The organism is Bariatricus sp. HCP28S3_A4, assembly GCF_052066395.1.
Lineage (GTDB): Bacteria > Bacillota > Clostridia > Lachnospirales > Lachnospiraceae > Allocoprococcus.
This window is the reverse complement of the sequence record NZ_JBQHSE010000035.1, coordinates 1-21,158: the sequence shown is the minus strand read 5'-3', so window position 1 is coordinate 21,158 and position 21,158 is coordinate 1. Positions and strand designations below refer to the sequence as shown.

The 21,158-nt window shown below is 39.1% G+C and carries 33 protein-coding genes and 1 pseudogene; 30 read left to right on the top strand and 4 right to left on the bottom strand.

The annotated features are described in order from the left end of the window. Positions 1 to 19: 19 nt before the first annotated feature. From ACTNBF_RS14325 to ACTNBF_RS14270, 12 genes are all read left to right on the top strand, one after another. A complete protein-coding gene (locus ACTNBF_RS14325; protein ID WP_441030338.1) occupies positions 20 to 385 on the top strand; it encodes an ACT domain-containing protein in 366 nt (121 codons plus the stop codon). A gap of 52 nt (positions 386 to 437) precedes the next feature. Then, on the top strand, positions 438 to 752 hold the full coding sequence (locus ACTNBF_RS14320; protein WP_235249065.1) for a nitrilase-related carbon-nitrogen hydrolase: 315 nt from the start codon (positions 438 to 440) through the stop codon (positions 750 to 752). Then, positions 742 to 1,338, top strand: a complete 597-nt coding sequence (locus ACTNBF_RS14315; RefSeq protein WP_441089521.1) for a YczE/YyaS/YitT family protein — start codon at positions 742 to 744, stop codon at positions 1,336 to 1,338. Before ACTNBF_RS14320 ends, ACTNBF_RS14315 begins: the two co-directional genes overlap by 11 nt. Positions 1,339 to 1,390: 52 nt before the next feature. Then, positions 1,391 to 1,915 carry a GNAT family N-acetyltransferase gene (locus ACTNBF_RS14310; RefSeq protein WP_235249066.1) on the top strand — a complete coding sequence of 175 codons (525 nt, stop codon included), beginning with the start codon at positions 1,391 to 1,393 and terminating at the stop codon, positions 1,913 to 1,915. A gap of 275 nt (positions 1,916 to 2,190) precedes the next feature. After that, positions 2,191 to 2,862, top strand: coding sequence for a class I SAM-dependent methyltransferase (locus ACTNBF_RS14305; RefSeq protein ID WP_441089520.1), 672 nt, complete (start codon positions 2,191 to 2,193; stop codon positions 2,860 to 2,862). Positions 2,863 to 3,098: 236 nt separating this feature from the next. Next, complete coding sequence (locus tag ACTNBF_RS14300; RefSeq protein WP_441030316.1) at positions 3,099 to 3,515, top strand: YjdF family protein; 417 nt, start codon at positions 3,099 to 3,101, stop codon at positions 3,513 to 3,515. A 167-nt stretch (positions 3,516 to 3,682) separates the two neighbouring features. Beyond that, positions 3,683 to 4,129: a GNAT family N-acetyltransferase gene (locus ACTNBF_RS14295; protein ID WP_441026927.1), complete on the top strand. Its 447-nt coding sequence runs from the start codon at positions 3,683 to 3,685 to the stop codon at positions 4,127 to 4,129. Positions 4,130 to 4,211: 82 nt separating this feature from the next. Then, a complete protein-coding gene (locus ACTNBF_RS14290; RefSeq protein WP_441089519.1) occupies positions 4,212 to 4,520 on the top strand; it encodes a DUF1905 domain-containing protein in 309 nt (102 codons plus the stop codon). Positions 4,521 to 4,562: 42 nt separating this feature from the next. Continuing rightward, a complete protein-coding gene (locus tag ACTNBF_RS14285) occupies positions 4,563 to 4,892 on the top strand; it encodes an iron chaperone (protein ID WP_441089529.1) in 330 nt (109 codons plus the stop codon). A gap of 11 nt (positions 4,893 to 4,903) precedes the next feature. Further along, positions 4,904 to 5,176, top strand: coding sequence for a hypothetical protein (locus tag ACTNBF_RS14280; RefSeq protein WP_441089518.1), 273 nt, complete (start codon positions 4,904 to 4,906; stop codon positions 5,174 to 5,176). A 15-nt stretch (positions 5,177 to 5,191) separates the two neighbouring features. Further along, positions 5,192 to 5,542 carry a DUF2200 domain-containing protein gene (locus tag ACTNBF_RS14275; protein WP_441089517.1) on the top strand — a complete coding sequence of 117 codons (351 nt, stop codon included), beginning with the start codon at positions 5,192 to 5,194 and terminating at the stop codon, positions 5,540 to 5,542. 14 nt (positions 5,543 to 5,556) lie between these two features. Continuing rightward, positions 5,557 to 5,733 carry a hypothetical protein gene (locus tag ACTNBF_RS14270; protein ID WP_441089516.1) on the top strand — a complete coding sequence of 59 codons (177 nt, stop codon included), beginning with the start codon at positions 5,557 to 5,559 and terminating at the stop codon, positions 5,731 to 5,733. Between the two features lie 69 nt (positions 5,734 to 5,802). Here ACTNBF_RS14270 and ACTNBF_RS14265 read toward each other — a convergent pair whose 3' ends face one another. After that, the gene (locus ACTNBF_RS14265) at positions 5,803 to 6,240 is read right to left on the bottom strand and encodes a MerR family transcriptional regulator (protein ID WP_441026949.1); all 438 of its coding nucleotides are present in this window, start codon (positions 6,238 to 6,240) and stop codon (positions 5,803 to 5,805) included. A 120-nt stretch (positions 6,241 to 6,360) separates the two neighbouring features. Here ACTNBF_RS14265 and ACTNBF_RS14260 point away from each other — a divergent pair, with 120 nt between their 5' ends. From ACTNBF_RS14260 to ACTNBF_RS14235, 6 genes are read left to right on the top strand one after another with little or no spacing between them, the layout of a single operon-like run. Then, on the top strand, positions 6,361 to 7,359 hold the full coding sequence (locus tag ACTNBF_RS14260; RefSeq protein WP_441030306.1) for an alpha/beta hydrolase: 999 nt from the start codon (positions 6,361 to 6,363) through the stop codon (positions 7,357 to 7,359). Between the two features lies 1 nt (position 7,360). Beyond that, positions 7,361 to 7,903: a flavodoxin family protein gene (locus ACTNBF_RS14255; protein ID WP_441026953.1), complete on the top strand. Its 543-nt coding sequence runs from the start codon at positions 7,361 to 7,363 to the stop codon at positions 7,901 to 7,903. Between the two features lie 27 nt (positions 7,904 to 7,930). Then, positions 7,931 to 8,698, top strand: a complete 768-nt coding sequence (locus ACTNBF_RS14250; protein ID WP_441026955.1) for a carboxymuconolactone decarboxylase family protein — start codon at positions 7,931 to 7,933, stop codon at positions 8,696 to 8,698. Positions 8,699 to 8,740: 42 nt separating this feature from the next. After that, entirely contained in the window at positions 8,741 to 8,962 is a 222-nt protein-coding gene (locus ACTNBF_RS14245) for a hypothetical protein (protein WP_427808501.1), read from the top strand. 9 nt (positions 8,963 to 8,971) lie between these two features. Further along, positions 8,972 to 9,442 (top strand): flavodoxin, encoded by a 471-nt coding sequence (locus ACTNBF_RS14240; protein ID WP_441026959.1) that lies wholly within the window; start codon positions 8,972 to 8,974, stop codon positions 9,440 to 9,442. Positions 9,443 to 9,457: 15 nt separating this feature from the next. Next, entirely contained in the window at positions 9,458 to 9,757 is a 300-nt protein-coding gene (locus ACTNBF_RS14235) for a hypothetical protein (protein ID WP_427808497.1), read from the top strand. Here ACTNBF_RS14235 and ACTNBF_RS14230 read toward each other — a convergent pair. After that, positions 9,727 to 9,867 (bottom strand): hypothetical protein, encoded by a 141-nt coding sequence (locus ACTNBF_RS14230; RefSeq protein WP_441089532.1) that lies wholly within the window; start codon positions 9,865 to 9,867, stop codon positions 9,727 to 9,729. The genes ACTNBF_RS14235 and ACTNBF_RS14230 overlap by 31 nt on opposite strands. 162 nt (positions 9,868 to 10,029) lie before the next feature. Beyond that, positions 10,030 to 10,263, bottom strand: a complete 234-nt coding sequence (locus tag ACTNBF_RS14225; RefSeq protein WP_441030332.1) for a plasmid mobilization protein — start codon at positions 10,261 to 10,263, stop codon at positions 10,030 to 10,032. A 332-nt stretch (positions 10,264 to 10,595) separates the two neighbouring features. Between ACTNBF_RS14225 and ACTNBF_RS14220 the strand changes: the two genes are divergently transcribed. From ACTNBF_RS14220 to ACTNBF_RS14200, 5 genes and pseudogenes are all read left to right on the top strand, one after another. Continuing rightward, a complete protein-coding gene (locus ACTNBF_RS14220) occupies positions 10,596 to 10,940 on the top strand; it encodes an HIRAN domain-containing protein (protein WP_441030296.1) in 345 nt (114 codons plus the stop codon). Then, positions 10,933 to 11,124 (top strand): annotated as a pseudogene (locus tag ACTNBF_RS14215) (single-stranded DNA-binding protein); the annotation flags it as partial. The gene ACTNBF_RS14220 and the pseudogene ACTNBF_RS14215, both read left to right, overlap by 8 nt. Before the next feature lie 92 nt (positions 11,125 to 11,216). Further along, entirely contained in the window at positions 11,217 to 11,468 is a 252-nt protein-coding gene (locus tag ACTNBF_RS14210) for a hypothetical protein (RefSeq protein WP_349084422.1), read from the top strand. 355 nt (positions 11,469 to 11,823) lie between these two features. Then, the gene (locus ACTNBF_RS14205; RefSeq protein ID WP_441089515.1) at positions 11,824 to 12,702 is read left to right on the top strand and encodes a DUF6414 family protein; all 879 of its coding nucleotides are present in this window, start codon (positions 11,824 to 11,826) and stop codon (positions 12,700 to 12,702) included. A 438-nt stretch (positions 12,703 to 13,140) separates the two neighbouring features. After that, entirely contained in the window at positions 13,141 to 13,410 is a 270-nt protein-coding gene (locus ACTNBF_RS14200) for a hypothetical protein (RefSeq protein WP_441089514.1), read from the top strand. A gap of 41 nt (positions 13,411 to 13,451) precedes the next feature. On the opposite strand, the gene ACTNBF_RS14195 is transcribed toward ACTNBF_RS14200, so the two are convergent. Next, positions 13,452 to 14,606 carry an HNH endonuclease gene (locus tag ACTNBF_RS14195; RefSeq protein WP_441089513.1) on the bottom strand — a complete coding sequence of 385 codons (1,155 nt, stop codon included), beginning with the start codon at positions 14,604 to 14,606 and terminating at the stop codon, positions 13,452 to 13,454. Between the two features lie 133 nt (positions 14,607 to 14,739). Here ACTNBF_RS14195 and ACTNBF_RS14190 point away from each other — a divergent pair, with 133 nt between their 5' ends. From ACTNBF_RS14190 to ACTNBF_RS14160, 7 genes are read left to right on the top strand one after another with little or no spacing between them, the layout of a single operon-like run. Beyond that, on the top strand, positions 14,740 to 14,937 hold the full coding sequence (locus ACTNBF_RS14190; RefSeq protein WP_441089512.1) for an antitoxin: 198 nt from the start codon (positions 14,740 to 14,742) through the stop codon (positions 14,935 to 14,937). Then, positions 14,937 to 15,872, top strand: coding sequence for a DNA cytosine methyltransferase (locus ACTNBF_RS14185; RefSeq protein ID WP_441089511.1), 936 nt, complete (start codon positions 14,937 to 14,939; stop codon positions 15,870 to 15,872). The genes ACTNBF_RS14190 and ACTNBF_RS14185 overlap by 1 nt, the downstream gene beginning before the upstream one ends. After that, positions 15,872 to 17,299: a DNA cytosine methyltransferase gene (locus ACTNBF_RS14180; RefSeq protein WP_441089510.1), complete on the top strand. Its 1,428-nt coding sequence runs from the start codon at positions 15,872 to 15,874 to the stop codon at positions 17,297 to 17,299. Before ACTNBF_RS14185 ends, ACTNBF_RS14180 begins: the two co-directional genes overlap by 1 nt. Further along, the gene (locus tag ACTNBF_RS14175; RefSeq protein ID WP_441089509.1) at positions 17,299 to 18,888 is read left to right on the top strand and encodes an AAA family ATPase; all 1,590 of its coding nucleotides are present in this window, start codon (positions 17,299 to 17,301) and stop codon (positions 18,886 to 18,888) included. The genes ACTNBF_RS14180 and ACTNBF_RS14175 overlap by 1 nt, the downstream gene beginning before the upstream one ends. Before the next feature lie 17 nt (positions 18,889 to 18,905). Beyond that, a complete protein-coding gene (locus ACTNBF_RS14170) occupies positions 18,906 to 20,123 on the top strand; it encodes an LlaJI family restriction endonuclease (RefSeq protein ID WP_441089508.1) in 1,218 nt (405 codons plus the stop codon). Further along, on the top strand, positions 20,124 to 20,582 hold the full coding sequence (locus ACTNBF_RS14165) for a very short patch repair endonuclease (RefSeq protein ID WP_441089507.1): 459 nt from the start codon (positions 20,124 to 20,126) through the stop codon (positions 20,580 to 20,582). Beyond that, entirely contained in the window at positions 20,566 to 21,087 is a 522-nt protein-coding gene (locus ACTNBF_RS14160; protein ID WP_441089506.1) for an HNH endonuclease, read from the top strand. Before ACTNBF_RS14165 ends, ACTNBF_RS14160 begins: the two co-directional genes overlap by 17 nt. The last annotated feature ends 71 nt before the right edge of the window (positions 21,088 to 21,158 follow it).

Here is a 21,158-nt window from a genome sequence, read left to right as displayed (position 1 = left end):
TGTGGAGGAGAGTAATTTGCTGGTATTAAATAAATTAGAGCGGTTGCTAACGGTATGTAAAGTCAAAAACATTGATGATATAGATTTAAGCAAGGAATTCTACTTCATTGGTAAAACAGATGAAGAAATTTCTCTTGTGTGTGAAACAAATGACGTTCCTGAAAACACAATAGAACGTGAAGATGGGTGGCGTGGTTTCCGTATTCAAGGAATTTTGGATTTTTCACTCATTGGCATTCTTTCAAAGTTGTCTGGAATACTTGCAGATAATGAAATTGGAATTTTTGCGGTATCTACATTCAACACAGATTATATTTTAGTGAAAGATGCGGATTTTGAAAAATCATTAGCTGTATTATTAAATGCCGGATATACAGTGATATAGATTTCAGATGCTTTAAACCCAAAGAAAATTATACGAGGAGTGAATTATTAGCATGAAAGTTCAGCATATTGCAATCGAAGGAAAATGTTTCTTTATCAACACTGATATGATTATCAGACGCAGTTCATACCCTTCTGATCTGCAGGAGTATAATATCGTATCTAAACTTCCAGGACTTGTGTGCAGAGGAGGAAGCTGCATTATTGATTCATATGGGCATTATTTGACAAAACCTGTCTGGGATAAAGAAACTATCATTTACGCAGAACTTGATATGAATTTGCCTGCCGCCTGCAAAATGGAGCATGATGCAATCGGACATTATGCCCGTCCGGATGTACTTGAATTAAAAGTCAATGAAAAATAACAATAAAAAAACACTAAAGAAATTGGCAATCCTTGTAATAGGTTCTATAATTACGGCTTATGGAATTACACTTGCACTGTATGCTGGATTTGGCGGAGCTACGCTTGCGGTGCTGTGGCAGGGGATTGCAAGAACATTTCACATAAGCATTGGCACAGCATCTTTTGTTGTAGCATTGGGAATGATTTTGTTTGCGCTCATTTACGATAAAAGTCAGATTCATATAGGAACTGTGTTGTACCAGATTGTATACAGTACCTGTGTAGATTTGTTTGCTAACTGCCATATTTACAGTACCTATAAGTGGATCAATTTTTTAATTATGTTGTTAGGAGTGGTTTTGTTTGCTGTCGGAACAGGACTATATGCGTCGGCATCCCTTGGTAGAGGCTCCTATGAGGCAGTCACTTTTGCTTTAGCAGAAAAAAATCACTGCAGATTAAATTTGTCCGAATGGCATTGGATATTTTGGTTGTTGTTACAGGTGTTTTGTTTGGCGGAAAGTTTGGTGTATGCACGCTTATTACAGTTATCATTTCAGGCCCAATTATCCAATTTGTTAATGCGAAAGCAAAACAAGTTTTAAAGATATGATAGTAAAGAAACTTACAACTTAGAAATTGGAGGGATAGATTTCTATGATTATCAGATATGCAGAAGAGAAAAATTTTATAGAATTGCGACAGTTTTATGACGGTATGTGTAAAGTTTTGAGCGGAAAAGATTTTCTGCCGGAGGGAGATAAAGGTGGTTTCCCTCCAGATGAAATGATCAAAGATGCAATCAAAGAGAGAAATCAGTTTATCGGTATTGAAGATGGTCGAATTGTTGCGGCGTATATTATGAATCATGATCGTGATGAGGCGTATCACGCAGTTAAATGGCTTATTGATGCAAATGATAACGAGACAGTAGTTCTTCATGCCTTGCGTGTCCTTCCGGAATATGGAGGTCGTGGATACTCGAAGCAGTTAGTTCAACACGCAATAGACACAGCAAGGGAAAGAAACCTTAAATCAATTCGTCTTGATTGCATAGAGGGAAATGATATTCCACAGAAAATGTATATGTCGTTTGGATTTAAGTATGTGGATAAGGTTGAAATCACATATGTTGATATTGGAGTACCGAGGAAGTTCCTCTTATATGAGTTTGTACTCTAATCAAGACATAATAACAGTTATATCTTGAACATTGTACAAACAAATTCCAGTTTGCCGAATAAATTTGCTGATCAAAAGGGATCATTTCTTACCAGCGCGATACACTCAGAGCGTGACATCAGAAATGGTGTTACGATCCGTTTATTTCGTTATGTGGTGTTCGCTGCGCGATTGACTCAGAAGCTATAAAACGGACACATTCAGCTGAATAATTTGCCTATCAGGAAAATGAAAGATAATGTAGAATGAATATGTAAGCCGAGGAGGATACCTTTATGAATATAGAAGCGCAATTTAATTCAATAGCTAAAGAATATGATTGTAATCGTAAAAAGTTCATTCCATGTTTTGATGATTTCTATAAAAATTCAACAAAATTTGTTCTTTCAAGTATAAAGAAGCCAAAGGGAGTACTGGATTTAGGGGCAGGAACAGGTTTGCTGTCTTTTTACTGGTATGAACAATGCCCGTCAGCGGAATATATATTGGTTGATATAGCTGACGAAATGTTTGATGTATCGAGAAAGAGGTTTTTTGGATTAAATAATGTCGCGCATATAATAATGGATTATACAAAGACACTTCCTGAAGATGATTTTGATGCTGTTATATCAGCATTATCCATTCATCATTTGGATGATGCTCAAAAAGAGAAATTGTTTATAAAGATTTATGACATGCTGCCAGAGGATGGAATATTCGTGAATTATGATCAGTTTTGTGCGGATACACCTGTGATGAATGACTTATTTGATACATATTGGGAGAGTCAGTTGTATTCCAGTGGATTGACTGAACGGGATATCGAATTATGGAAAGAACGAAGAAAATTAGATAAGGAGTGTTCTGTAGAAACAGAAATACAAATGCTGGACAGATGTGGATTTTCAGAAGTCAAGTGCATCTATTCTTATCACAAATTCTCTGTCATTATGGCATTTAAGTAATTATTATGATAACTACAGATTCCATATTTCAGATCTGAATCTATAGGAAGTTGATTGATTAAAATGTTAATCATGCCATATGGCTTGATTATAAAAGCAAAGATAAAAACGCAATGTGCATTGAAAAAATGTGCTAGAGCTGGTAGGTAGCCCAGCCGTCCTATTTTAATAGGGTAAGTAACCTGCCCCTCCGGGTTGTCCATTCTTTGTTCAACAAATATTTAGGAGGGATTCTTATGGACAAAGTAAATGGAAAACTGACAGTATACTTTGAAGAGCCTTTTTGGGTGGGTGTATTCGAACATATTGAAAATAGCAGGCTGACTGTAGCAAAGGTGACTTTTGGTGCAGAGCCGAAGGTTTATGAAATTCAGGAATATATTCAAAGATACTATTTCAGTTTGAAATTCAGTCCGGCTGTTGATACTGTTGTAAAGGAGACAAAAAGAAATCCCAAAAGAATACAGCGCGAAGCGAAAAAACAGATGCAGGAAACAGGCATAGGAACAAAATCGCAGCAGGCGTTGAAGTTACAACAGGAACAAAATAAGCAGGAGCGTAAAGTGAGAAGCCGCGAGAAGAGAGAAGCGGATCAACTGCGAATGTTTGAACAAAAACAGCAAAAGAAACGGGAAAAGCACAAGGGGCATTAGTGCCTCTTGGCTTTTTTCTCATATTGGGACTATTTGAAATGAAATATATGATTTTGATGGTAAATTTTTATGTAAGGAATGATAATGGATTTATATAACAAAATCGGAGAATAAAACCTATGGAATTTAGACTGGGAACAATGAATGATTTATAGAATATATGCAGCTTGGTAGCGGCGGCAATCGAAACGATGGAAGAACAGGGAATTCACCAATGGGATAAGGTGTATCCGACAAGGGAGGATTTTGCCAATGATATTGCCAACGGTACTCTATACACAGTAACGGAGGAGAGTCGACTGATTGCAATTTATACGATAAGCACAGAATATGATCCGGAGTATTTAAATGCAGAGTGGGAGTGTAATGGGGAAACGGCCTGCATCATACATTGCCTGTGTGTTTCACCGGAAGTTCAGAACAGAGGAATAGGAAAAATCGTATTAAATCATATAGAAAATCAACTTCAGAATATAGGGTTTGAATCTGTGCGTCTGGATGTGTTTTCGGAGAATCCGTATGCAATCAGCCTGTATAAAAAAAGCGGATACAAAAGGTGTGGATATGCAAATTGGCGAAAAGGGCGATTCTGGCTGATGGAGAAGAAGTTGTAGGAAATAGAAAACTTCTGGTTTTTAGAACTCGAGAGATCGGAATTTGCGGAGAATAATAATCACAGAATGAGAGGCAAAAAATATGGAATTAAAATTTTGTTCAAAAATTCTTCAAAATGAGAATATGGATGCCGCCTATGTAGAGGTTCCTTACGATATCAAAGAGCTTTTTGGAAAAGGTCGTTTGTTGGTAAATGCTACATTTGACGGTATTCCGTATCGTGGGCAAGTGGTAAAAATGGGAACTCCGTGTTACATCATCGGTGTTACAAAACAGATACGCAAGCAGATTGGCAAGAGCTTTGGAGATATGGTTGAAGTGGTTCTTCATGAAATAGACAGTGAGAAAAGCCCAATGTGGCAATGTCCCAAATGTGGTAGGGAGTTTTAGAAAAAAGGGCAAAGTCATTACTGCGGTGAAAAGCCAGAGTCGATTGATGAATATATCCTGAGCCAGGATGAGGAGAAACAGGAAGATCTGCGCTATATGCGTCAGATTCTTCGCAGTGCATTACCGGAAGCGGAAGAACGCATTTCATGGAGTATGCCGACCTACTGGAAAGGTCATAACATTGTTCATTTTGCTGCTTCGAAGAAACATATCGGCTTGTATCCGGGTCCTGCAGCAGTCGAAGAATTTGCTGAAGCATTGAAAGGGTATAAGACGGATAAAGGAACGATTCGCATTCCGTATGGCAAGGTCGATGCAGAGTTGATAAAAAGAATTGTCTTGTGGTGCTACGAAACCGGAAACCATGCATGAGGAGGAATATCATGAAGCAGATAGAAGAGATCATACGAAATACAACAGAAGAAGAACAGGAAAAGGTGGACTGGACCAAGGCCTGGAGTACAAAGTATCCTGTGCTTGCCACTTATCAGAAAGAAGTGGATATTCCTAAGTATGCCGCCAAGATCCGTCGCATGTTCACGGAACTGCAGGAAGATTACAATTATTCAGAACAGGATGCCATGCTGGTTCTGAAGGATATCCTGGCTCATGAGTACATGGATAACCGACCGAAGAAAAACAAAAAACACAAGTAGGGGAGACAAAGAATCATGGAGAATGAAAAGGTATTTGCTATGTCCTTTTCCAAAGTATATGGCCTTCTGATAGCAAAAGCCGAGCGTAAAGGACGCACCAGGGAAGAAGTAGAAGAAGTCACCTTCTGGCTTACCGGGTACACCGCGCAGCAGATTGATGAGCTCATGGATAGTGAGATTTCCTATGGCGATTTCTTCCGACAGGCTCCGGAAATGAATCCGAACCGGGAGAAGATTACCGGCGTTGTGTGTGGTGTTCGAGTTGAAAATGTTGAGAATTCGCTGATGCGTGATATTCGATATCTCGATAAGCTGGTGGATGAACTTGCCAAAGGCAAGGCAATGGAGAAAATATTGAGGGAATAGAAAGATTTAATCCGATGGGATATACAATGGAGGAACTGGGAAACACAGGTGAAGATCCGGAGATGTTGGAACTTCTTGAAGATCTGATGGAACAGCTTGAAATCTGTACGAATAAGGAGTTTTTCCAGATGAAAAAGGAGCATCAGCTTGATTCGGAGGAAGAGGAGTCGGAGACTCCGGCTGAGATGTAAAGTGACAATTTTGCCCACTGGAGGACTGTTTATACAGCAGGTCTTTCAGTGGTTTTTTTTCGTTGTTGGTTATTCATGTGAAATATCGTAAAGCTCCTGAATCTCTTCCGGGAGTTTGTCCGGCAGCATGGCATTGATGCCATCTTCATTGCCGTCTTTTATTGCGGTCTCGTAGTACCAGCATTTAAATTTCAGCAGAGCAAGGGTTCTCTCCAGGGCTTTGATCTCGTCTTCCACGGCAGCTTTTCTGGTCTCGAACATCTCTTTTCTCTTCCCATAGCTGGAAGGGCCTTCCATAACCCACCGGAAGAACTGCTTGATATCCTTGATCTCAAGACCGGAGCGTTTGAGGCACTCAATCACGCGGATAGCCTCCAGTTCATCGTCGCTGAAGTAACGGATATTGCCCTTTCTCATCAGATTAGGGAAGAATCCTTCCTTGTCATAATATCTTAAAGTCGAAATAGGGAGATTGTACATCTCCGAAACCTGACCAATCGTGTACATGATGCACCTTCCTTCAAAAAAGTTCTTGACCTAAAGTTAGGTTTAGGTTGTATGATAAGATCATTATAAGATATATTCCAGTAATATTCAAGAAAAATGACCGCAAGGAGGATAAAAATAATGATGAAGACAGAAGAACTTAAGTTGGTTGCTGAATGGGATAAGACATTTCCAAAAAGCGACAAGGTAGATCACAAGAAGGTGACATTCATTAACCGTTACGGAATTACCCTGGCAGCTGATATGTATACACCAAAGAATGCAGAAGGCGAGCTTCCAGCAATCGCAGTTTCCGGACCTTTTGGCGCCGTAAAGGAGCAGTGTTCAGGACTCTATGCCCAGACTATGGCTGAGAGAGGATACCTGACCATCGCATTTGATCCTTCTTTCACAGGTGAGAGTGGTGGACAGCCAAGATATATGGCATCTCCTGATATCAACACCGAGGATTTCATGGCTGCAGTAGATTTCTTATCCGTTCAGGAAAATGTTGATGCAGATCAAATCGGTATCATCGGTATCTGTGGATGGGGCGGCATGGCTCTTAATACAGCAGCCCTTGACACCAGGATCAAGGCAACAATTGCATCTACCATGTACGATATGACCAGAGTCAATGCCAACGGATATTTCGATTCAGAAGCCAGCGAGGAGGTACGATTTGCAAAGAAGCAGGCTATGAATGCCCTCAGAACAGAGGAATACAAAAAGGGTGAATACTCAAGAGCCGGCGGATGTCTTCCACTTCCGGTACCGGAAGATGCTCCATTCTATGTAAAGGATTACAGCGAATACTACAAGGGAAGATGCTACCATGCGAGAAGCCTTAACTCTAATGAAGGCTGGAATAGTCTTGGCTGCCAGTCCTTTATGAATCAGCCTATTCTTACATACAGCAATGAGATCAGAAGTGCCGTATTGATTATGCACGGCGATAAGGCGCACAGCTATTACTTTGGCAAGGATGCTTATGAAGCAATGATCAAGGACAGCAAATATACAGAGAACAAAGAACTTCTCACCATCCCGGGGGCAGTGCATACAGATCTGTATGACAACCTGAAAGTCATTCCATTTGACAAGATGCAGCAGTTCTTAAAGGGAAACGGGGTAGGTTAAGATGGCAAAGAAAGTACTTATTATTTCGACAAGCCTTCGTGGCGGCAGTAATTCCGACATTCTTGCAAAGGAATGTGAAAAGGGAGCAAAAGAGGCCGGACACGAGGTAGAATACATTTCCCTGAAGGGAAAGGACATTAGGTTTTGTATCGGATGTTTGACCTGTCAGACAAAAGGCAGCTGCGTACTTACAGATGATGTGGCAGAGATCATGGAAAAGGTTCTGGCTGCCGAGGTTATCGTCTATGCAACTCCAATCTACTATTATGAGATGAGCGGACAGATGAAGACGCTTCTGGACAGAATGAACCCGATGTATCCGATGGATTATGCTTTCCGCGATATCTATATGATCGCAACGGCCGCAGAGGAAGAGGAAAGCGCATTTGAAAAAGCCTACAACGGTCTTCAAGGCTGGGTGGACTGCTTTGAAAAGGCCAAGCTCAAGGGTCTCGTAACGGGTGGCGGCATCGGTGATGCGAATGACGCTTCGAATCATGAAGAGATCATGAAGAGGGCCTATGAGCTAGGAAAGGCTCTGTAAAAATGAGAAAAATAGGGGATAGATATTATGAAGAAGATAGTACAGACAGCAGGCAGAGCTGCTCTCGGTGAATTCGCGCCGGAGTTTGCTCATTATAATGACGATGTTCTCTTTGGAGAGAACTGGAATAATCAGGATATCGATGTAAAGACAAGAAGCATTATCACTGTAGTTGCATTGATGTCCTCAGGCATTACGGATTCTTCTCTGAAATATCATCTGCAGAATGCGAAAGCCCATGGTGTGACCCAGAAGGAAATCGCAGCAGTGATCACGCATGTGGCATTCTATGCAGGATGGCCAAAGGGCTGGGCCGTATTCAACCTGGCAAAAGAAGTTTGGGAGAATGGCGAAGGTGATCTTCCTTACGAAGACGAAGCTATGAGAGCACATGCAAAGGAAATGGTATTCCCGATCGGAGCACCAAATGATGGATTTACACAATATTTTACTGGTAAAAGCTTTCTTGCACCTATATCAACAAGTCAGGTTGGAATCTTTAATGTAACTTTTGAGCCGGGGTGCAGAAATAACTGGCACATTCATCATGCAACAGAAGGCGGCGGACAGATCCTTGTCTGTGTGGCAGGCCGTGGTTACTATCAGGAATGGGACAAGGATGCAGTAGAAATGAAGCCGGGAGACTGCATCAATATTCCGGTAGGCGTAAAGCACTGGCATGGAGCTGCACCGGATTCCTGGTTCAGCCATCTGGCAATTGAAGTGCCTGGCAAGGATGGCTCCAATGAGTGGCTGGAAGTGGTAGATGATGAGCAATATGGCAATCTCGATTAATGATAGAGGCGGGATTGCAGAGATGCGCAGATGTATTGTGTCATGCAAAGCATGACGCGCACCTCGCAGCAAGTACGCCGAGGCGTACTTGAATATAAAGGGACTGGGTCCGCAGCAAAACAATTTGCAAGGGAAATGACAGAAAGCGGAACGGTGGATGCTATCAGAAAATTACGAGAAAAGTATAATCTTCATATGAAGGTTGAGCGTTATGTATCAGAGGATGGCATATCGGATTCGGACAAGAAATTCATAAAGGAATAGGTGACAATTATGGCAAAAACATTAGTAGCATATTTCAGTGCCAGTGGCGTAACAAAGAAGAGTGCGGAAAAACTGGCCGCAGCTGCAAAAGCAGATATCTATGAGATCAAGCCTGCAGTTCCATATACCAAGGCTGATCTTAATTGGATGGACAAAAAATCAAGAAGTAGTGTAGAGATGGGCGACAAGTCCTTCCGACCAGAAATCGTAAAAGATGGTTTAGTGCTGACCCAGTATGACACTGTACTGATCGGATTCCCAATCTGGTGGTATGTGGCTCCAACCATCATCAATACCTTCCTTGAAAGCTATGACTTCTCTGATAAGAAGATTGTACTCTTTGCAACATCTGGTGGAAGTGGTTTTGGAAACACAGTAGCAGAGCTGAAACCATCCGCTCCTGGAGCAGAAATCGTAGAAGGAAAGCTTCTGAATCGTGCGACAGATAAAGATATCGATGCCCTGATCAAGATGCTGTAAGGGAGACGACTCCGGATGAAAAAGTTATGGGCAGTTCTCCTTTGCTTTGTACTTCTCTTTGCTATGACTGCGTGCGGAAACAGTGCTCCGGCTGCAAGTTCAGGGAAGCAGGATGCAGAGAATGAAGGAATCGTTCTCGTATTGAGAGATCCTGACATCGGCGCTGGCTGCAGGGAAGCCAATCATCTGTCCGAGATATTTGATTCGTGTTCCAATAGTGATCATGATAATACATCCTCCTGTGTTCTTTGTGATGGCTCTTCCTCCAGTTTCATCTGTTGTTGCTATAGCTTGTCGGCAGACGGAAGTTTGTGAATGCCAAGCGCAGTCAGTTCTTTTAAAGTGACATCATGTAGCTGATACTCTGCCTGATGCTTCTTGCGATAGAGTGCTTTGTCCGGAGCATCTTTCTCGGCACGAACCATATCACGACATGCACGATAAACTTCACAGTGTTTCTTAATAATCTTTTGATTCTGAAGTTCCTTTTGAGTTTGTTGAATTTTTTCATTTCTTCCGGGGTAACAGCACCAGTGGAATTTGCAAGTTTTGCCAGCTGGTTCACGTTCACACCGATCTTGTGCATCTCAAAAAACGTTTCTAAGGTAAGTCGTATCTGTGTTTACGATGATTCCATCAATAGCCATCTTGCGAAGATAGGCTCCCATATTTGCTGTTTTGGACAGGAGAATTTTCTTACGAATCATCTTTTTCTCTTCAGCGGTTACAAAAAACTGAATTGGGATATCTCTGGTTCTGTTAGCTATGTAAATCTCCATTCTGAGGATAGAGCTTTCAACCTCGATTACGCTGTGCTTCATCTCGGTCACGGCTGTCGCCGTATGAAGACATACCGACTTTTAAATACAAAAATGTCCGGAGAAGTTTAGATACATTTTTGAACCTGCTCTGAAAAAATGTTCGGATAGGGTAGATTTGGGTACAAAACCCGCCCGGAGACCATTTGGCTGTCGGGATTTTTGCACAGCTATTTGTTGTAAACTGGTAGCATCAGAAAAGGAATCAAGGAGGACGGCAAATGAAGGGATATGTTACAAGCAACGGATACATGGGATACGTAGATGGCAAGTACATTTTATTTGCTAGCGATAAAGAATATTATGAATTCATGGAAGACTAAGGAGGAAGGGCAATGAGTAAAATTTATTTCACATTGACAGGAACCAAATATTATCACGGCAATGAATTCCTGAAGCCGCGAATGAAACTGAAACTTAAGAAGGAACCGGATAACAATTTCGATAAAGAGGCCATTGTTGTAAAGATGGAAGGACTCGGCGAGATCGGACATGTGGCAAATAGCGCACACACCGTTATCGGTGAGAGCATGAGTGCCGGACGCATCTATGACAAGATCGGTGACACTGCAAAGGCCAAGGTTGTCCTGGTAACACCACATGGAACGATCTGCAGTATCAGTAAGAAGAGTCTGATTGATAACAAACATAAGAAGATTGAGGAAGCAGTCGATGAATAAAGTAATTCTCATGGGACGATTGACCAGAGATCCGGAAGTAAGGTATGGAGCCGGAGAGAATTCTACTGCAGTTGCAAGATATACTATCGCAGTTGATCGCAGATTCAAAAGAGATGGCGAGCAGAACGCAGACTTCATTGGCTGTGTTGCCTCCGGGCGTAACGCAGAATTTGCAGAGAAGCATCAGCACCCTCGGATGTAGATGGATTCATGAACATTCCAGATGGCATCGATGATGAATTGCCATTTTCATAAACAGATTTGGGAGGATAAATTATGTTTGGATTTGATAAGATGTTTGATTTTAACCGTGATGGACGCTTGAATGCATTCGAGAGAGCTGCACAGTTTCAGTTTATGGATAATATGATGAAGAGCAGAGAAGCTGATTCATTTAATGATGATGACGAAACAGATGTATTTGCTGAGGCAGGGCTTGATTACGATGAGTTAGAGTTTATGGATCCGGAAGAAAGAAGGGAAGTGCTGGAAGACGCAGGATTGGATCCAGATGAGTTTGATTTTTAGCAGATCATAGGAGACGTTAGTTTATTTGCACTTGCCCCCTTATGGTTTAGATTATTATTCAATCTGCATATCTTTTTGCAAATCTCTCTATGTATGATATAATCAGTATCAATAGTTTTATATTTTGAAAAGATTCGTTTTTATTGTGTCAGGCACCTAAAGTCTACCACGAAAAAGTATCGAAATGACATACCGAGATTTCTGAAGTACATAAAAGAGTCAGATTTTGCAGTCGGACCGGATTATAAAGAAACCTGGGAATATATTACAGAGGAACTTCATTCGCTGGAAAGGCATACGAATTTAGGAGCGTGTTTTGAGATAAGTGAAAATGGAGATTTATTGGAGGAAAAAGATGAATAAACATAGTTTAGAAATTCCTTTATATTTAAATCAAAAAATTGTATTTGATTTATTAGCATCAATAAATGATGGATTTACTCAGGTGACAAAGTTAAAAACTGCCGCTACTACTGGAGGGAATATTGACGGAACTATAGAAGCCGATTTGGGAAATAAGAATATATTTACCTTGCTTGGAGTAAAGCTAAAAGGTAAAGCTGATGTGGGATACAGTAAAGAGCAAAATAAGGAGCAAGAACAAGAAAAAATACATACTCCATCATCATTATTTAATAATCTCAAATCACAATTATTTAAAGAAAAACTGGTAAAACGCATTGATAAAAACATAGATAATATTCAACCGGGAGAGTTTGTTGAAATATCTGGAATATTAAAAATTAATCCGTTAATAACGATGATGGAAAATATGACAAGAGTATTGGAACTTGCATCAGTTATGCAAAACGATGGCACTGGTAAAAAAGCAAAGCAAAAGAATTTGGAAGATAAAAAAACAATCCTGCAAATGGAAGCATTTTCTAAAAGTCTTAAGGCAAACGGAATGGTGGATATGATTTGTGATACAGAAGGTGAAAACGGTTTCAAAGCTGTATTACCGGTATATATGGATTATTTTTTTAATGGAAATAGTGGTGAAATAGTAGATGGAAAATTCAAGGTATTAGGAAAGGTTGCTAAGGTATGCGAACAAAATGAAAAAATTGATTTGCTTAGAAATACAAGTTTAAGTATATTTAAAGAAAGTTTACTTGGAGAAATGTTATCAGGATTTAATGCGGATAGTAATCAAGATATGAATCTGGGAGAATTGGAAACAACCGTGCAAGGTCCTGCACTATTGATCATTCCTATTGCAATATATTTGTAGAAGTAAGAAATATTATTTTGTATTCTCATAAAGAGTTCTAACAAAAGTCCAGCTAATAAATGTCAATAGTGAAATGAAAAAAATTGATTTATTTTTCTGGCTAAAAAAGGGCGCACTAACCCCTTGATGAAAATATCATTTTTAAAAGATATTGATTCGTTGGATTTTCAGTATTTATGCAGCTATGTCGCATTTAGCAGCATTGTGCCTCCGGCAGAGGTGCCTGACACAGTAAAACACACTTTATTTATTCTTTATCTCATATTAATAATATTGCTACTTTTTTTATTGTGTCAGGCACCTAAAGTCCAGCAGGTGTAAGCTTCAAACTTCCAAAGTCTATCTGTAGTAAGTATTTTGATGGGATGGATTCGAAGCAAATGGCAGTAGTTGTGGAGCAGGCCTTGGCTGCATGGCTTGAAGGGAAGGAGGCTGCGATTGTTTAATACAGAAGATTTGAGATGCCTTGATCCGAAATACTTCTGCATCATCGCAGTTGATGATTATGATGTGACCATAATATCCAGAAACACTGGGCATTACTGGTACCTGCATAATCCAGAATATCTAGGGGAAGGCTCGGTGGTAATTTCCCACCGCCATAGAGCGTGTCACCCATATCATTTGCACGGAAGAGCCAATACTCTGAGGCGGGCTGTGAAAGGAATAAAGAGCCATGATAAGTGGCAGTTGGGTGGAAGGAAATAAAAATGGACAGTATCATATTGATGCCGTCCTGAAATTATAAATTATTTTTCAAAAAGATTATTGTGTTTTTTCATATAAGCTTTCATTCTTTCGCCCAAGGAAATAGCCTTAGGACGAATCAGCTTTAACTCCTCAAGTTGATCCTCTGGTATGGAAGAGGATATGAGTAATTGGTTGGTTTCAACATCGATTGTAATCATATGACGATCAAAAAGAACATCATGATTGGCGCATAGAAGTAAGCCGTTTTGCAGATCCAATCTTTCAGCTGGTGTAGATGACGCCCAACTTTGTATATGACTAGCACGCAATACTTCAGGTAGATTAACTGCACATAGTTCGCACGTACAACCTCGTTGTTCAATGAGTAGTTTTCTGAATGAACCTTGTCCGACACGAACCTTTGTAAGCTGTTCCTTGTCATGACCATTTAATCCAGTTGGCGCGGATAAGATTGATGTATCAATATCATCAAATTCCTGCTTTACATTCTTTTCCATAATAGAGCAGAAGGCGTCAGATGATATCTTTGTATCAAATGCAGGATTCTGAACAGAGAAGTTTACGCTACTTCCAATCAATCCAGAAAGAGTAGATGAATACTCTGCTGGTATCAAAATACAGATGTAATGATTGAGCGAATGCTTCATGAGGATAAGTAAATCTCCCTCATAAGCAGAAGAACATAACTCAAAGAATTCATCCTTATTCTGCAGACGATTAATCTGATTTTGGTCTCCCGAGTGTCCTTCCAGTTTTTTGAAGGCATATGCGTAGTAGAATAAATCACTTGAATGGGTGAAGGTGAAATCAGCAGGAATATCTCGTTTTTGCAAATTTACTTCTCTTTTTGGAGTGCCACGCTGAGCTTTTACGGTGGTTGGCTTATCAATCTTTTGCAGCAATCTCAGATTATCAACGGGTATGTCGAGCATTATTTGAGAATACTCTTTATCTGAAACGGGATGATCTCCAAAAAAGAATTTTAAAGTATCTTGTCCGGTAAGATCCAGATGTGATTGATGTGTTCTTTTTCCGGTGACTGCGTCAGTGTATTTCTTACCATAGACAAGGTTTGAATTGGAAAGCTCTTTTACAAAAATACCTTGAAATAATGTGTCGGACAGAGGTGAAAGCTTATTAGTATTTACAAGGAATGTGTTGATAGCATCCAGAACTTCTTTGTATGTTGCCATATAATATCCTCCTTTAGATTCTATGTCACAATCTTATTGTATCAGATTTACAAATAAATTGCACGGGAAATATCATGTTTACACCCTGATAAAAAAAGGTTATAATAGGGGGAGATTTGGAGGTATGATGCACATGAATGCAGAAAAAGAAAATAGAAATTGTGGAAGACCAGCAGGGCGGCGCAAAACAGCCAAAATTGAAATAGCACTCGAGCCAGAAGTCAAAGATGAATTCATGACTATCTGTTATGAGGAAGGAAGGACAGCATCAACTCAGCTGTATCAGTATATACGTGAATATATAAAATTATATAAGAAGGAGGAACTGTAATGAGAGTGGTTTCTTTCTTTAGTGGAATAGGCGGTCTTGATAAGGGGTTTGAGGAGGCTGGTTATTCTGTTATTTGGGCAAATGATTTTGATAAGTATGCAGTACAGACATACAAAGCGAACTATGAAAATGAGATAGTTCTTGGAGATATAAATGCAATACCTTTAGAGAATATTCCAGATGCAGAGGTTTTTATTGGCGGATTTCCTTGCCAGCCATTCAGTATGATGGGAGAGCAGAGGGGGTTTGAGGATGCAAGAGGAACATTGTTCTTTAGAATTGCTGAGATAATAAAGGATAAAATAGACAGAGGTCATAAACCAGCAGCGGTTATTCTTGAAAATGTTAAGGCGTTACGAACACATGATCAAGGAAGAACTTTTGCGACGATAAAGAGAATCCTTGAGAAAGATCTTGGATACAAGGTATACGATGATATTCTTAATTCAGCAGAACATGGTGTACCACAGACAAGAAATAGAACATACATAGTGTGTTTTGCAAATAAAAATGCTGAGTTTGCATTCCCAGAGAAGAAAAAACTTGACAGAACATTGCAGGATGTACTGGAGCATGATGTTGATCAAAAATATTTTTTGTCTGATAAAATACTTCCTACTATTCTTTCAAATGGTACAGGGGGGTATAGGGCGAAATCGGAGATTGATCTTAAGATTGCAAGACCTTTGTGCGCTACAATGGCTAAAATGCATCGGGCATGTCAGGATAATTATGTTACACAGAATGGGCGCGTAAGAAGACTCACGCCAAGGGAATGTGCAAGGTTACAGGGATTTTCAGACACCTTTGTGATTCCTGTGTCTGATTGTCAGGCATATAAACAGTTTGGAAATGCCGTTACAGTGAATGTTTCCAGAGCTGTTGCAGAAGCCGTAAGAGAAAGTCTACAAAATTTGGAAGAGTGGAATGATTGATGGATTACCAGAATGATATAAACGAAATAGTGGCTTTTATTAATGGAGCTATATCAGATGAAACGACAGATTATAGTGAATGTTTATCCAGATTTACAACATCTATTGACGAAGAATTTTTGCAGGATCGGGCAGATGCTATAAAGCAGGAAATCATTACTGATACTGAACTCCAGGAGGCTTTTGGGAGATTGGCATCAAGATGTAATGAAAGCAGTATGTGTGAAGTCTGTGTTGTAAGAAAATACTGCAATTCATTTATTAAGAGGGTAAGAGAAAAAGCAGATAAAGATGCTCTTCAAATGGTGGATCTGTTTTGTGGTGCTGGTGGATTGTCGTTAGGATTTTCTCAGGAAGGTTTTGTGACTGCACTTGCAAATGATATTGAGGCTTGTTGTGTAGATACTTATGCCCATAATCATCCGGAAACACCGAGAGATCATATTGTCCAGGGAGATATCAGAGAGGTTGTGGATTACCTTGAGGAACTTCTTAAAGACAAAAGAGTAGATATTGTAGTAGGTGGACCACCCTGTCAAGGCTTTAGCATGGCAAACAGACAAAGACTCATTGATGACCCAAGAAATCACCTTTACAAAAACTATGTTGAGGTTGTCAAGAGAGTGCAGCCAGCTTTCTTTGTAATGGAGAATGTTAAAGGTATGCGTTCTGTAGCAGATCAAGTTAAGGAAGATTTCAGAAATATTGGATATACGGTCGAGTGTCATATTCTTAATGCTAAAGATTTTGGTGTGCCTCAGAATAGAGAGCGACTCATATACATTGGAAATCGTATAGGGGTGGATAATGAAAAGATATTTGAGGAAATTTTTGAATTGTCCAAAACTATTCCAGACTATGTTCTTGGAGATGCAATATTTGCATTAAGACCGTTACAGGCGTCAAGAGTTAAGAACTCGACAGAACAGGGGAGTGAAACATCAGGATACAGGATCGAGAGGAATAATTTGGAAGCAACTAATGCATACATTGAATATATCAACCAAGGAAGAAAAACACCGTTAACGCTTAATCATAAAGCAAGGTATAATAATGACAGAGATATCGAAATCTTTGGAAGAATGTATCAAGGAAATAAATCAGATGATCCCAAGATAGCTGATATTATGCCTTATGCGAGACGTAATGGTATTTTCAAAGACAAGTATTTCAAATTGGAAGAAAAAAAGGTTTGCAAAACTATTACTGCTCATATGAAATTTGATTGCAACATGTACATTCATCCAACACAGGCACGAGGACTTACTCCAAGAGAAGCAGCGAGAGTGCAATCTTATCCGGATGATTATTATTTTAGAGGAGCTTACACAAAGACGTATATGCAAATCGGAAATTCAGTTCCTCCATTACTTGGAAGAGCCGTTGCTCACATAGTGAAAAAATATATTGATGGAGGCGATGAATAATGGATTTTAAGGAAGCATTGTTAATTATTAATGAAGTTCTTCCGGAAACATCTGGAAGAAAATACGATGGAATTCTTGTTAAAAGATTAGAAGCATCTAACACATTGGATGAAGGAAGAACAACGAATCAAACCCATATTGCTATTACGGGTGAGCAGATGAATATTTTTCCATATCTCATGGCAGATGGATATTTTAATTGTGAATATGATCAACGTGATGAGCAGTTAAAGAAGTATTTTATCACACAGATTCCGTTGAAATTATACAAAAGCAATGTAGATATACTTGCAGGTGATGTGTCGGCTCCTGCTGAGTTATTTTTTGCAGATGATAAAATGATACAGGCGAAGGCAAGTATAGTCAGAAGTAGAAGAAAATCACAGACTGACCAGGTACAGCTTTCTCTTACAACAATAGATGATCCAGCATTTGTAGCATTTCGTAGATTGATTCATGCTGGAGACTACATGATTATTCTGAAGCATCGTGAAAAGCTTGATTATGATTGTTATGGAGTACGGAAAACAACAGAGTATAAGGACAAACTTGAAAGCCTAAATAATAAATTCTATAAGGATGGCACAAATACAAAGGTTAATGTGACTGACCTTATTGCGGATACAAGTAGAGGGAAGGCTGGCAATGGGACAAACATTCTTTACTATGGAGTTCCTGGAAGTGGTAAGAGTTATGCGATTAGTAAAATTTGTTCAGATGAATCTGTGATGGAGAGAGTTGTTTTTCATCCGGATTACTCGTATTCAGATTTTGTGGGTCAGATTATGCCACGACTTAACAAGGAGAATAAACTGGAATATGTGTTTACCCCTGGACCTTTTACCAAGATTATGAATAAGGCATATCATGATCCGGATAACATGTATTACCTTGTTATTGAGGAAATCAACAGAGGAAATGCACCAGCTATATTTGGTGAAATTTTTCAGCTTCTTGATAGAAAGGATGCAAAAAAATATCCTGGAGAAGAAGGCGAGAGTGAGTACGGTATTTCAAATTATGATATTGCAAAAGAAGTATATGATGGAGATTCAGAACATCCAGTAAGAATTCCTGCCAATCTGACATTACTTGCAACTATGAATACATCAGACCAAAATGTCTTCACTTTAGATACTGCGTTTCAGAGAAGATGGGATATGAGACATGTTCCAAATAAATTCACAGATAAACATGCAGAGGACATGATTGAAGGTTCTGCAATTAATTGGGGTTCTTTTGCGATGGTTGTTAATGATCTTGTTATTGAAGTTAATACTGAAATGACAGGTTCTGGAGACAAGAGACTTGGAGCTTATTTTGCAAAGCTCAATGAATTAAAACCTGATATTTTTTCTGAAAAGGTTCTTAAGTATCTTTGGGATGATGCCTTCCGCATGGATAAGCAGGTAGTATTTGATAAACGAATGACTTCTTTGGAAAAAGTTCTTGAAGCTTATCAGACTGCTCTTGGAGATCCACTCCAAGAAGTTCTGAAGAGTGACGTTTACCAGAAAATGTTAGATAGAATGAAAAATATGAAAAAAGATTCTGGAGATGCGGCAGAAGAAAGCGGCACAGAAGAATAGAGTGGTGGTGCAAAATTATGTCAGAATATGGTATTAGAGATAAATGCCATGTGAATACAAACAGAGAAGCAGATACCTTTGTTGGAATTATTTGTGACAAAGGTGATTTTAGCGTGCACTTTCCATTGGGATTTCATGTATCAGAGGATGACAGAGACCTAAGAAAAGATATTATGCTTCTGATTTCAACAATAGAAGCAACGATTGGTCATCAAGAGTCCGGGATTCAAAAAAACGCAGAGGATTGTAATCAGACTGGATTTCCAATCCAGGCATATCTTACGGTTATTTATGATTTTTTTGAGAGAGGATATTACCGGGAGCGTGAAGTAGAGTACAACGTTTCAAAGAAAGGTAAAATTAACTGGAGCAGAACAATAAAATCACAGAGACCAGTAATACAGGATGATGAAGCGTTTTATCTTGACTTTGTGACACGCAGAAATACTGTTAATGAAAATCAATTGATTACGCTTATTCATGAATATTGTGTTGCAGAAAGTTTTGAAAAAATAGGATGGTTATTTACGGATGTAAGGCCTCAGAAACCGAGGATAAAACGGAATGAGAAGCTGTTCAAGTCTGTGTTAAAGGAAAAACTTAGCAGAACTTTTAATGATAAAAATAAGATGCTTTTTTACGCTATGATTCAGATAATAGATAATCTTCAAGATGAAAATGCTCCTATTGAATATAAATATGGAACATATAGATTTGAGTATGTCTGGGAGGCTCTGATCGATAGGGTTTATGGAATAGAGGGCAAGACCGCATATTTTCCCAAGACAACATGGAAGGTTAAAGGTAAAAATTACGATAATGCATCACTTGAACCAGACACAATAATGCTGAGGGAAAAAGATATCTATGTACTTGATGCAAAGTATTATAAATATGGAGCAACTGGTCGTCTTGGAGATCTTCCGGAATCTACATCTATAAACAAACAGATTACCTATGGAGAATATGTTGCTAACAATATTGCAGACCAAGGCGTTGTGTATAATGCATTCCTTATGCCATTTGACTCTCTTAGTAAGAAGTGGGATGAGAGTGAAGTCATACATATTGGTGAAGCTACAGGAGACTGGCGTGAGAATAATAAATCATATGAGCATGTGCATGGTATTCTGGTAGATGTAAAATATCTGATGCATATCACTGTTCGAGAAGATTCAAACGAGATTTTCAGATTATCGGAATGTATTGTAAATGCTTTGGAAGGAAGAGATTAAATGTCGGATGTATTAACGCCAGAACAACGGCGTAAAAATATGCAGCATATCCGTGGTAAGGATACCAAGATAGAAGTGATTCTGAGGAAAGCATTGTGGAAGAAAGGATACAGATACCGGAAGAATTACAAAGGTATACCAGGAAGCCCAGATATTGCCTTAACGAAATACAGGATAGCTATATTTTGCGATGGAGAGTTCTTTCATGGAAAAGATTGGGAAGTATTAAAACCACGTTTGAAGAAAAGTAATAACAGTGAATTCTGGATTAGTAAGATTTCCAGAAATCGTGAGCGTGATGATGAAATCAACAAAAGACTTCTGTTTATGGGGTGGACTGTAATTCGATTCTGGGGTAATGATATAAAGAAGAATACTGAAGAGTGTGTTCGGGTTATTGAGGAAATAATATTTGACCTACAACTCAGCAAGGAGGAGTTTGATGACACAATTAACTGAATTAATAAAAAACACTTCTGTTGTTGAAGAGTACGAAAAGGCCTTTTGGCTTAAACAGTTTGGTAATATTTGCAAGAGAATGGATTCGGACATTAAGTATAAGTCACGTATTTTACAATTATATAAAGAGAGCCATGACGAAGACCTTACTACTAGGAGTATTGTTGAAAAGGAAACGGGTTATAGTGTGAATGATCGGTATGCACGAATTATCTCACTGTGGATGAAGGCTCATTTTAGAAAAAAGAATTCTAGAAATGGTATTCCATTTGCCGTCAAAAAAGAACTATTCAAAAAACAAGAAGGTAAATGTGTAATTTGTGGGTGCGAGTTGGGTAACAATTGGTCAAAAATCCATGTAGATCATATTGTGCCGTGGGATTTGGTTGGAGATGAACTAGAGGATAATTTTCAAGATTTGTGTGAAAAATGTAATGAAGAAAAGAATGCTAGTACAAATTACATACTAAGACTTCCCATACCCAAAATGGGCTTCGTACCTTGAAAACTCAATATTTCAGCTAACAAAATAGCGATTTATGCTTTAGCTGCCCACGAATCAAGTGCATTTTGCAG

Excerpts from the sequence above, each read along its gene's own strand:
- ACTNBF_RS14320 (WP_235249065.1), top strand. The coding sequence starts at position 438 with ATGAAAGTTCAGCATATTGCAATCGAAGGAAAATGTTTCTTTATCAAC.
- ACTNBF_RS14315 (WP_441089521.1), top strand. The coding sequence starts at position 742 with ATGAAAAATAACAATAAAAAAACACTAAAGAAATTGGCAATCCTTGTA.
- ACTNBF_RS14310 (WP_235249066.1), top strand. The coding sequence starts at position 1,391 with ATGATTATCAGATATGCAGAAGAGAAAAATTTTATAGAATTGCGACAG.
- ACTNBF_RS14305 (WP_441089520.1), top strand. The coding sequence starts at position 2,191 with ATGAATATAGAAGCGCAATTTAATTCAATAGCTAAAGAATATGATTGT.
- ACTNBF_RS14300 (WP_441030316.1), top strand. The coding sequence starts at position 3,099 with ATGGACAAAGTAAATGGAAAACTGACAGTATACTTTGAAGAGCCTTTT.
- ACTNBF_RS14290 (WP_441089519.1), top strand. The coding sequence starts at position 4,212 with ATGGAATTAAAATTTTGTTCAAAAATTCTTCAAAATGAGAATATGGAT.
- ACTNBF_RS14280 (WP_441089518.1), top strand. The coding sequence starts at position 4,904 with ATGAAGCAGATAGAAGAGATCATACGAAATACAACAGAAGAAGAACAG.
- ACTNBF_RS14275 (WP_441089517.1), top strand. The coding sequence starts at position 5,192 with ATGGAGAATGAAAAGGTATTTGCTATGTCCTTTTCCAAAGTATATGGC.
- ACTNBF_RS14270 (WP_441089516.1), top strand. The coding sequence starts at position 5,557 with ATGGGATATACAATGGAGGAACTGGGAAACACAGGTGAAGATCCGGAG.
- ACTNBF_RS14265 (WP_441026949.1), bottom strand. The coding sequence starts at position 6,240 with ATGTACACGATTGGTCAGGTTTCGGAGATGTACAATCTCCCTATTTCG.
- ACTNBF_RS14260 (WP_441030306.1), top strand. The coding sequence starts at position 6,361 with ATGATGAAGACAGAAGAACTTAAGTTGGTTGCTGAATGGGATAAGACA.
- ACTNBF_RS14255 (WP_441026953.1), top strand. The coding sequence starts at position 7,361 with ATGGCAAAGAAAGTACTTATTATTTCGACAAGCCTTCGTGGCGGCAGT.
- ACTNBF_RS14250 (WP_441026955.1), top strand. The coding sequence starts at position 7,931 with ATGAAGAAGATAGTACAGACAGCAGGCAGAGCTGCTCTCGGTGAATTC.
- ACTNBF_RS14245 (WP_427808501.1), top strand. The coding sequence starts at position 8,741 with ATGCAAAGCATGACGCGCACCTCGCAGCAAGTACGCCGAGGCGTACTT.
- ACTNBF_RS14240 (WP_441026959.1), top strand. The coding sequence starts at position 8,972 with ATGGCAAAAACATTAGTAGCATATTTCAGTGCCAGTGGCGTAACAAAG.
- ACTNBF_RS14235 (WP_427808497.1), top strand. The coding sequence starts at position 9,458 with ATGAAAAAGTTATGGGCAGTTCTCCTTTGCTTTGTACTTCTCTTTGCT.
- ACTNBF_RS14230 (WP_441089532.1), bottom strand. The coding sequence starts at position 9,867 with ATGGTTCGTGCCGAGAAAGATGCTCCGGACAAAGCACTCTATCGCAAG.
- ACTNBF_RS14225 (WP_441030332.1), bottom strand. The coding sequence starts at position 10,263 with ATGAAGCACAGCGTAATCGAGGTTGAAAGCTCTATCCTCAGAATGGAG.
- ACTNBF_RS14220 (WP_441030296.1), top strand. The coding sequence starts at position 10,596 with ATGAGTAAAATTTATTTCACATTGACAGGAACCAAATATTATCACGGC.
- ACTNBF_RS14210 (WP_349084422.1), top strand. The coding sequence starts at position 11,217 with ATGTTTGGATTTGATAAGATGTTTGATTTTAACCGTGATGGACGCTTG.
- ACTNBF_RS14205 (WP_441089515.1), top strand. The coding sequence starts at position 11,824 with ATGAATAAACATAGTTTAGAAATTCCTTTATATTTAAATCAAAAAATT.
- ACTNBF_RS14195 (WP_441089513.1), bottom strand. The coding sequence starts at position 14,606 with ATGGCAACATACAAAGAAGTTCTGGATGCTATCAACACATTCCTTGTA.
- ACTNBF_RS14190 (WP_441089512.1), top strand. The coding sequence starts at position 14,740 with ATGAATGCAGAAAAAGAAAATAGAAATTGTGGAAGACCAGCAGGGCGG.
- ACTNBF_RS14185 (WP_441089511.1), top strand. The coding sequence starts at position 14,937 with ATGAGAGTGGTTTCTTTCTTTAGTGGAATAGGCGGTCTTGATAAGGGG.
- ACTNBF_RS14180 (WP_441089510.1), top strand. The coding sequence starts at position 15,872 with ATGGATTACCAGAATGATATAAACGAAATAGTGGCTTTTATTAATGGA.
- ACTNBF_RS14175 (WP_441089509.1), top strand. The coding sequence starts at position 17,299 with ATGGATTTTAAGGAAGCATTGTTAATTATTAATGAAGTTCTTCCGGAA.
- ACTNBF_RS14170 (WP_441089508.1), top strand. The coding sequence starts at position 18,906 with ATGTCAGAATATGGTATTAGAGATAAATGCCATGTGAATACAAACAGA.
- ACTNBF_RS14165 (WP_441089507.1), top strand. The coding sequence starts at position 20,124 with ATGTCGGATGTATTAACGCCAGAACAACGGCGTAAAAATATGCAGCAT.
- ACTNBF_RS14160 (WP_441089506.1), top strand. The coding sequence starts at position 20,566 with ATGACACAATTAACTGAATTAATAAAAAACACTTCTGTTGTTGAAGAG.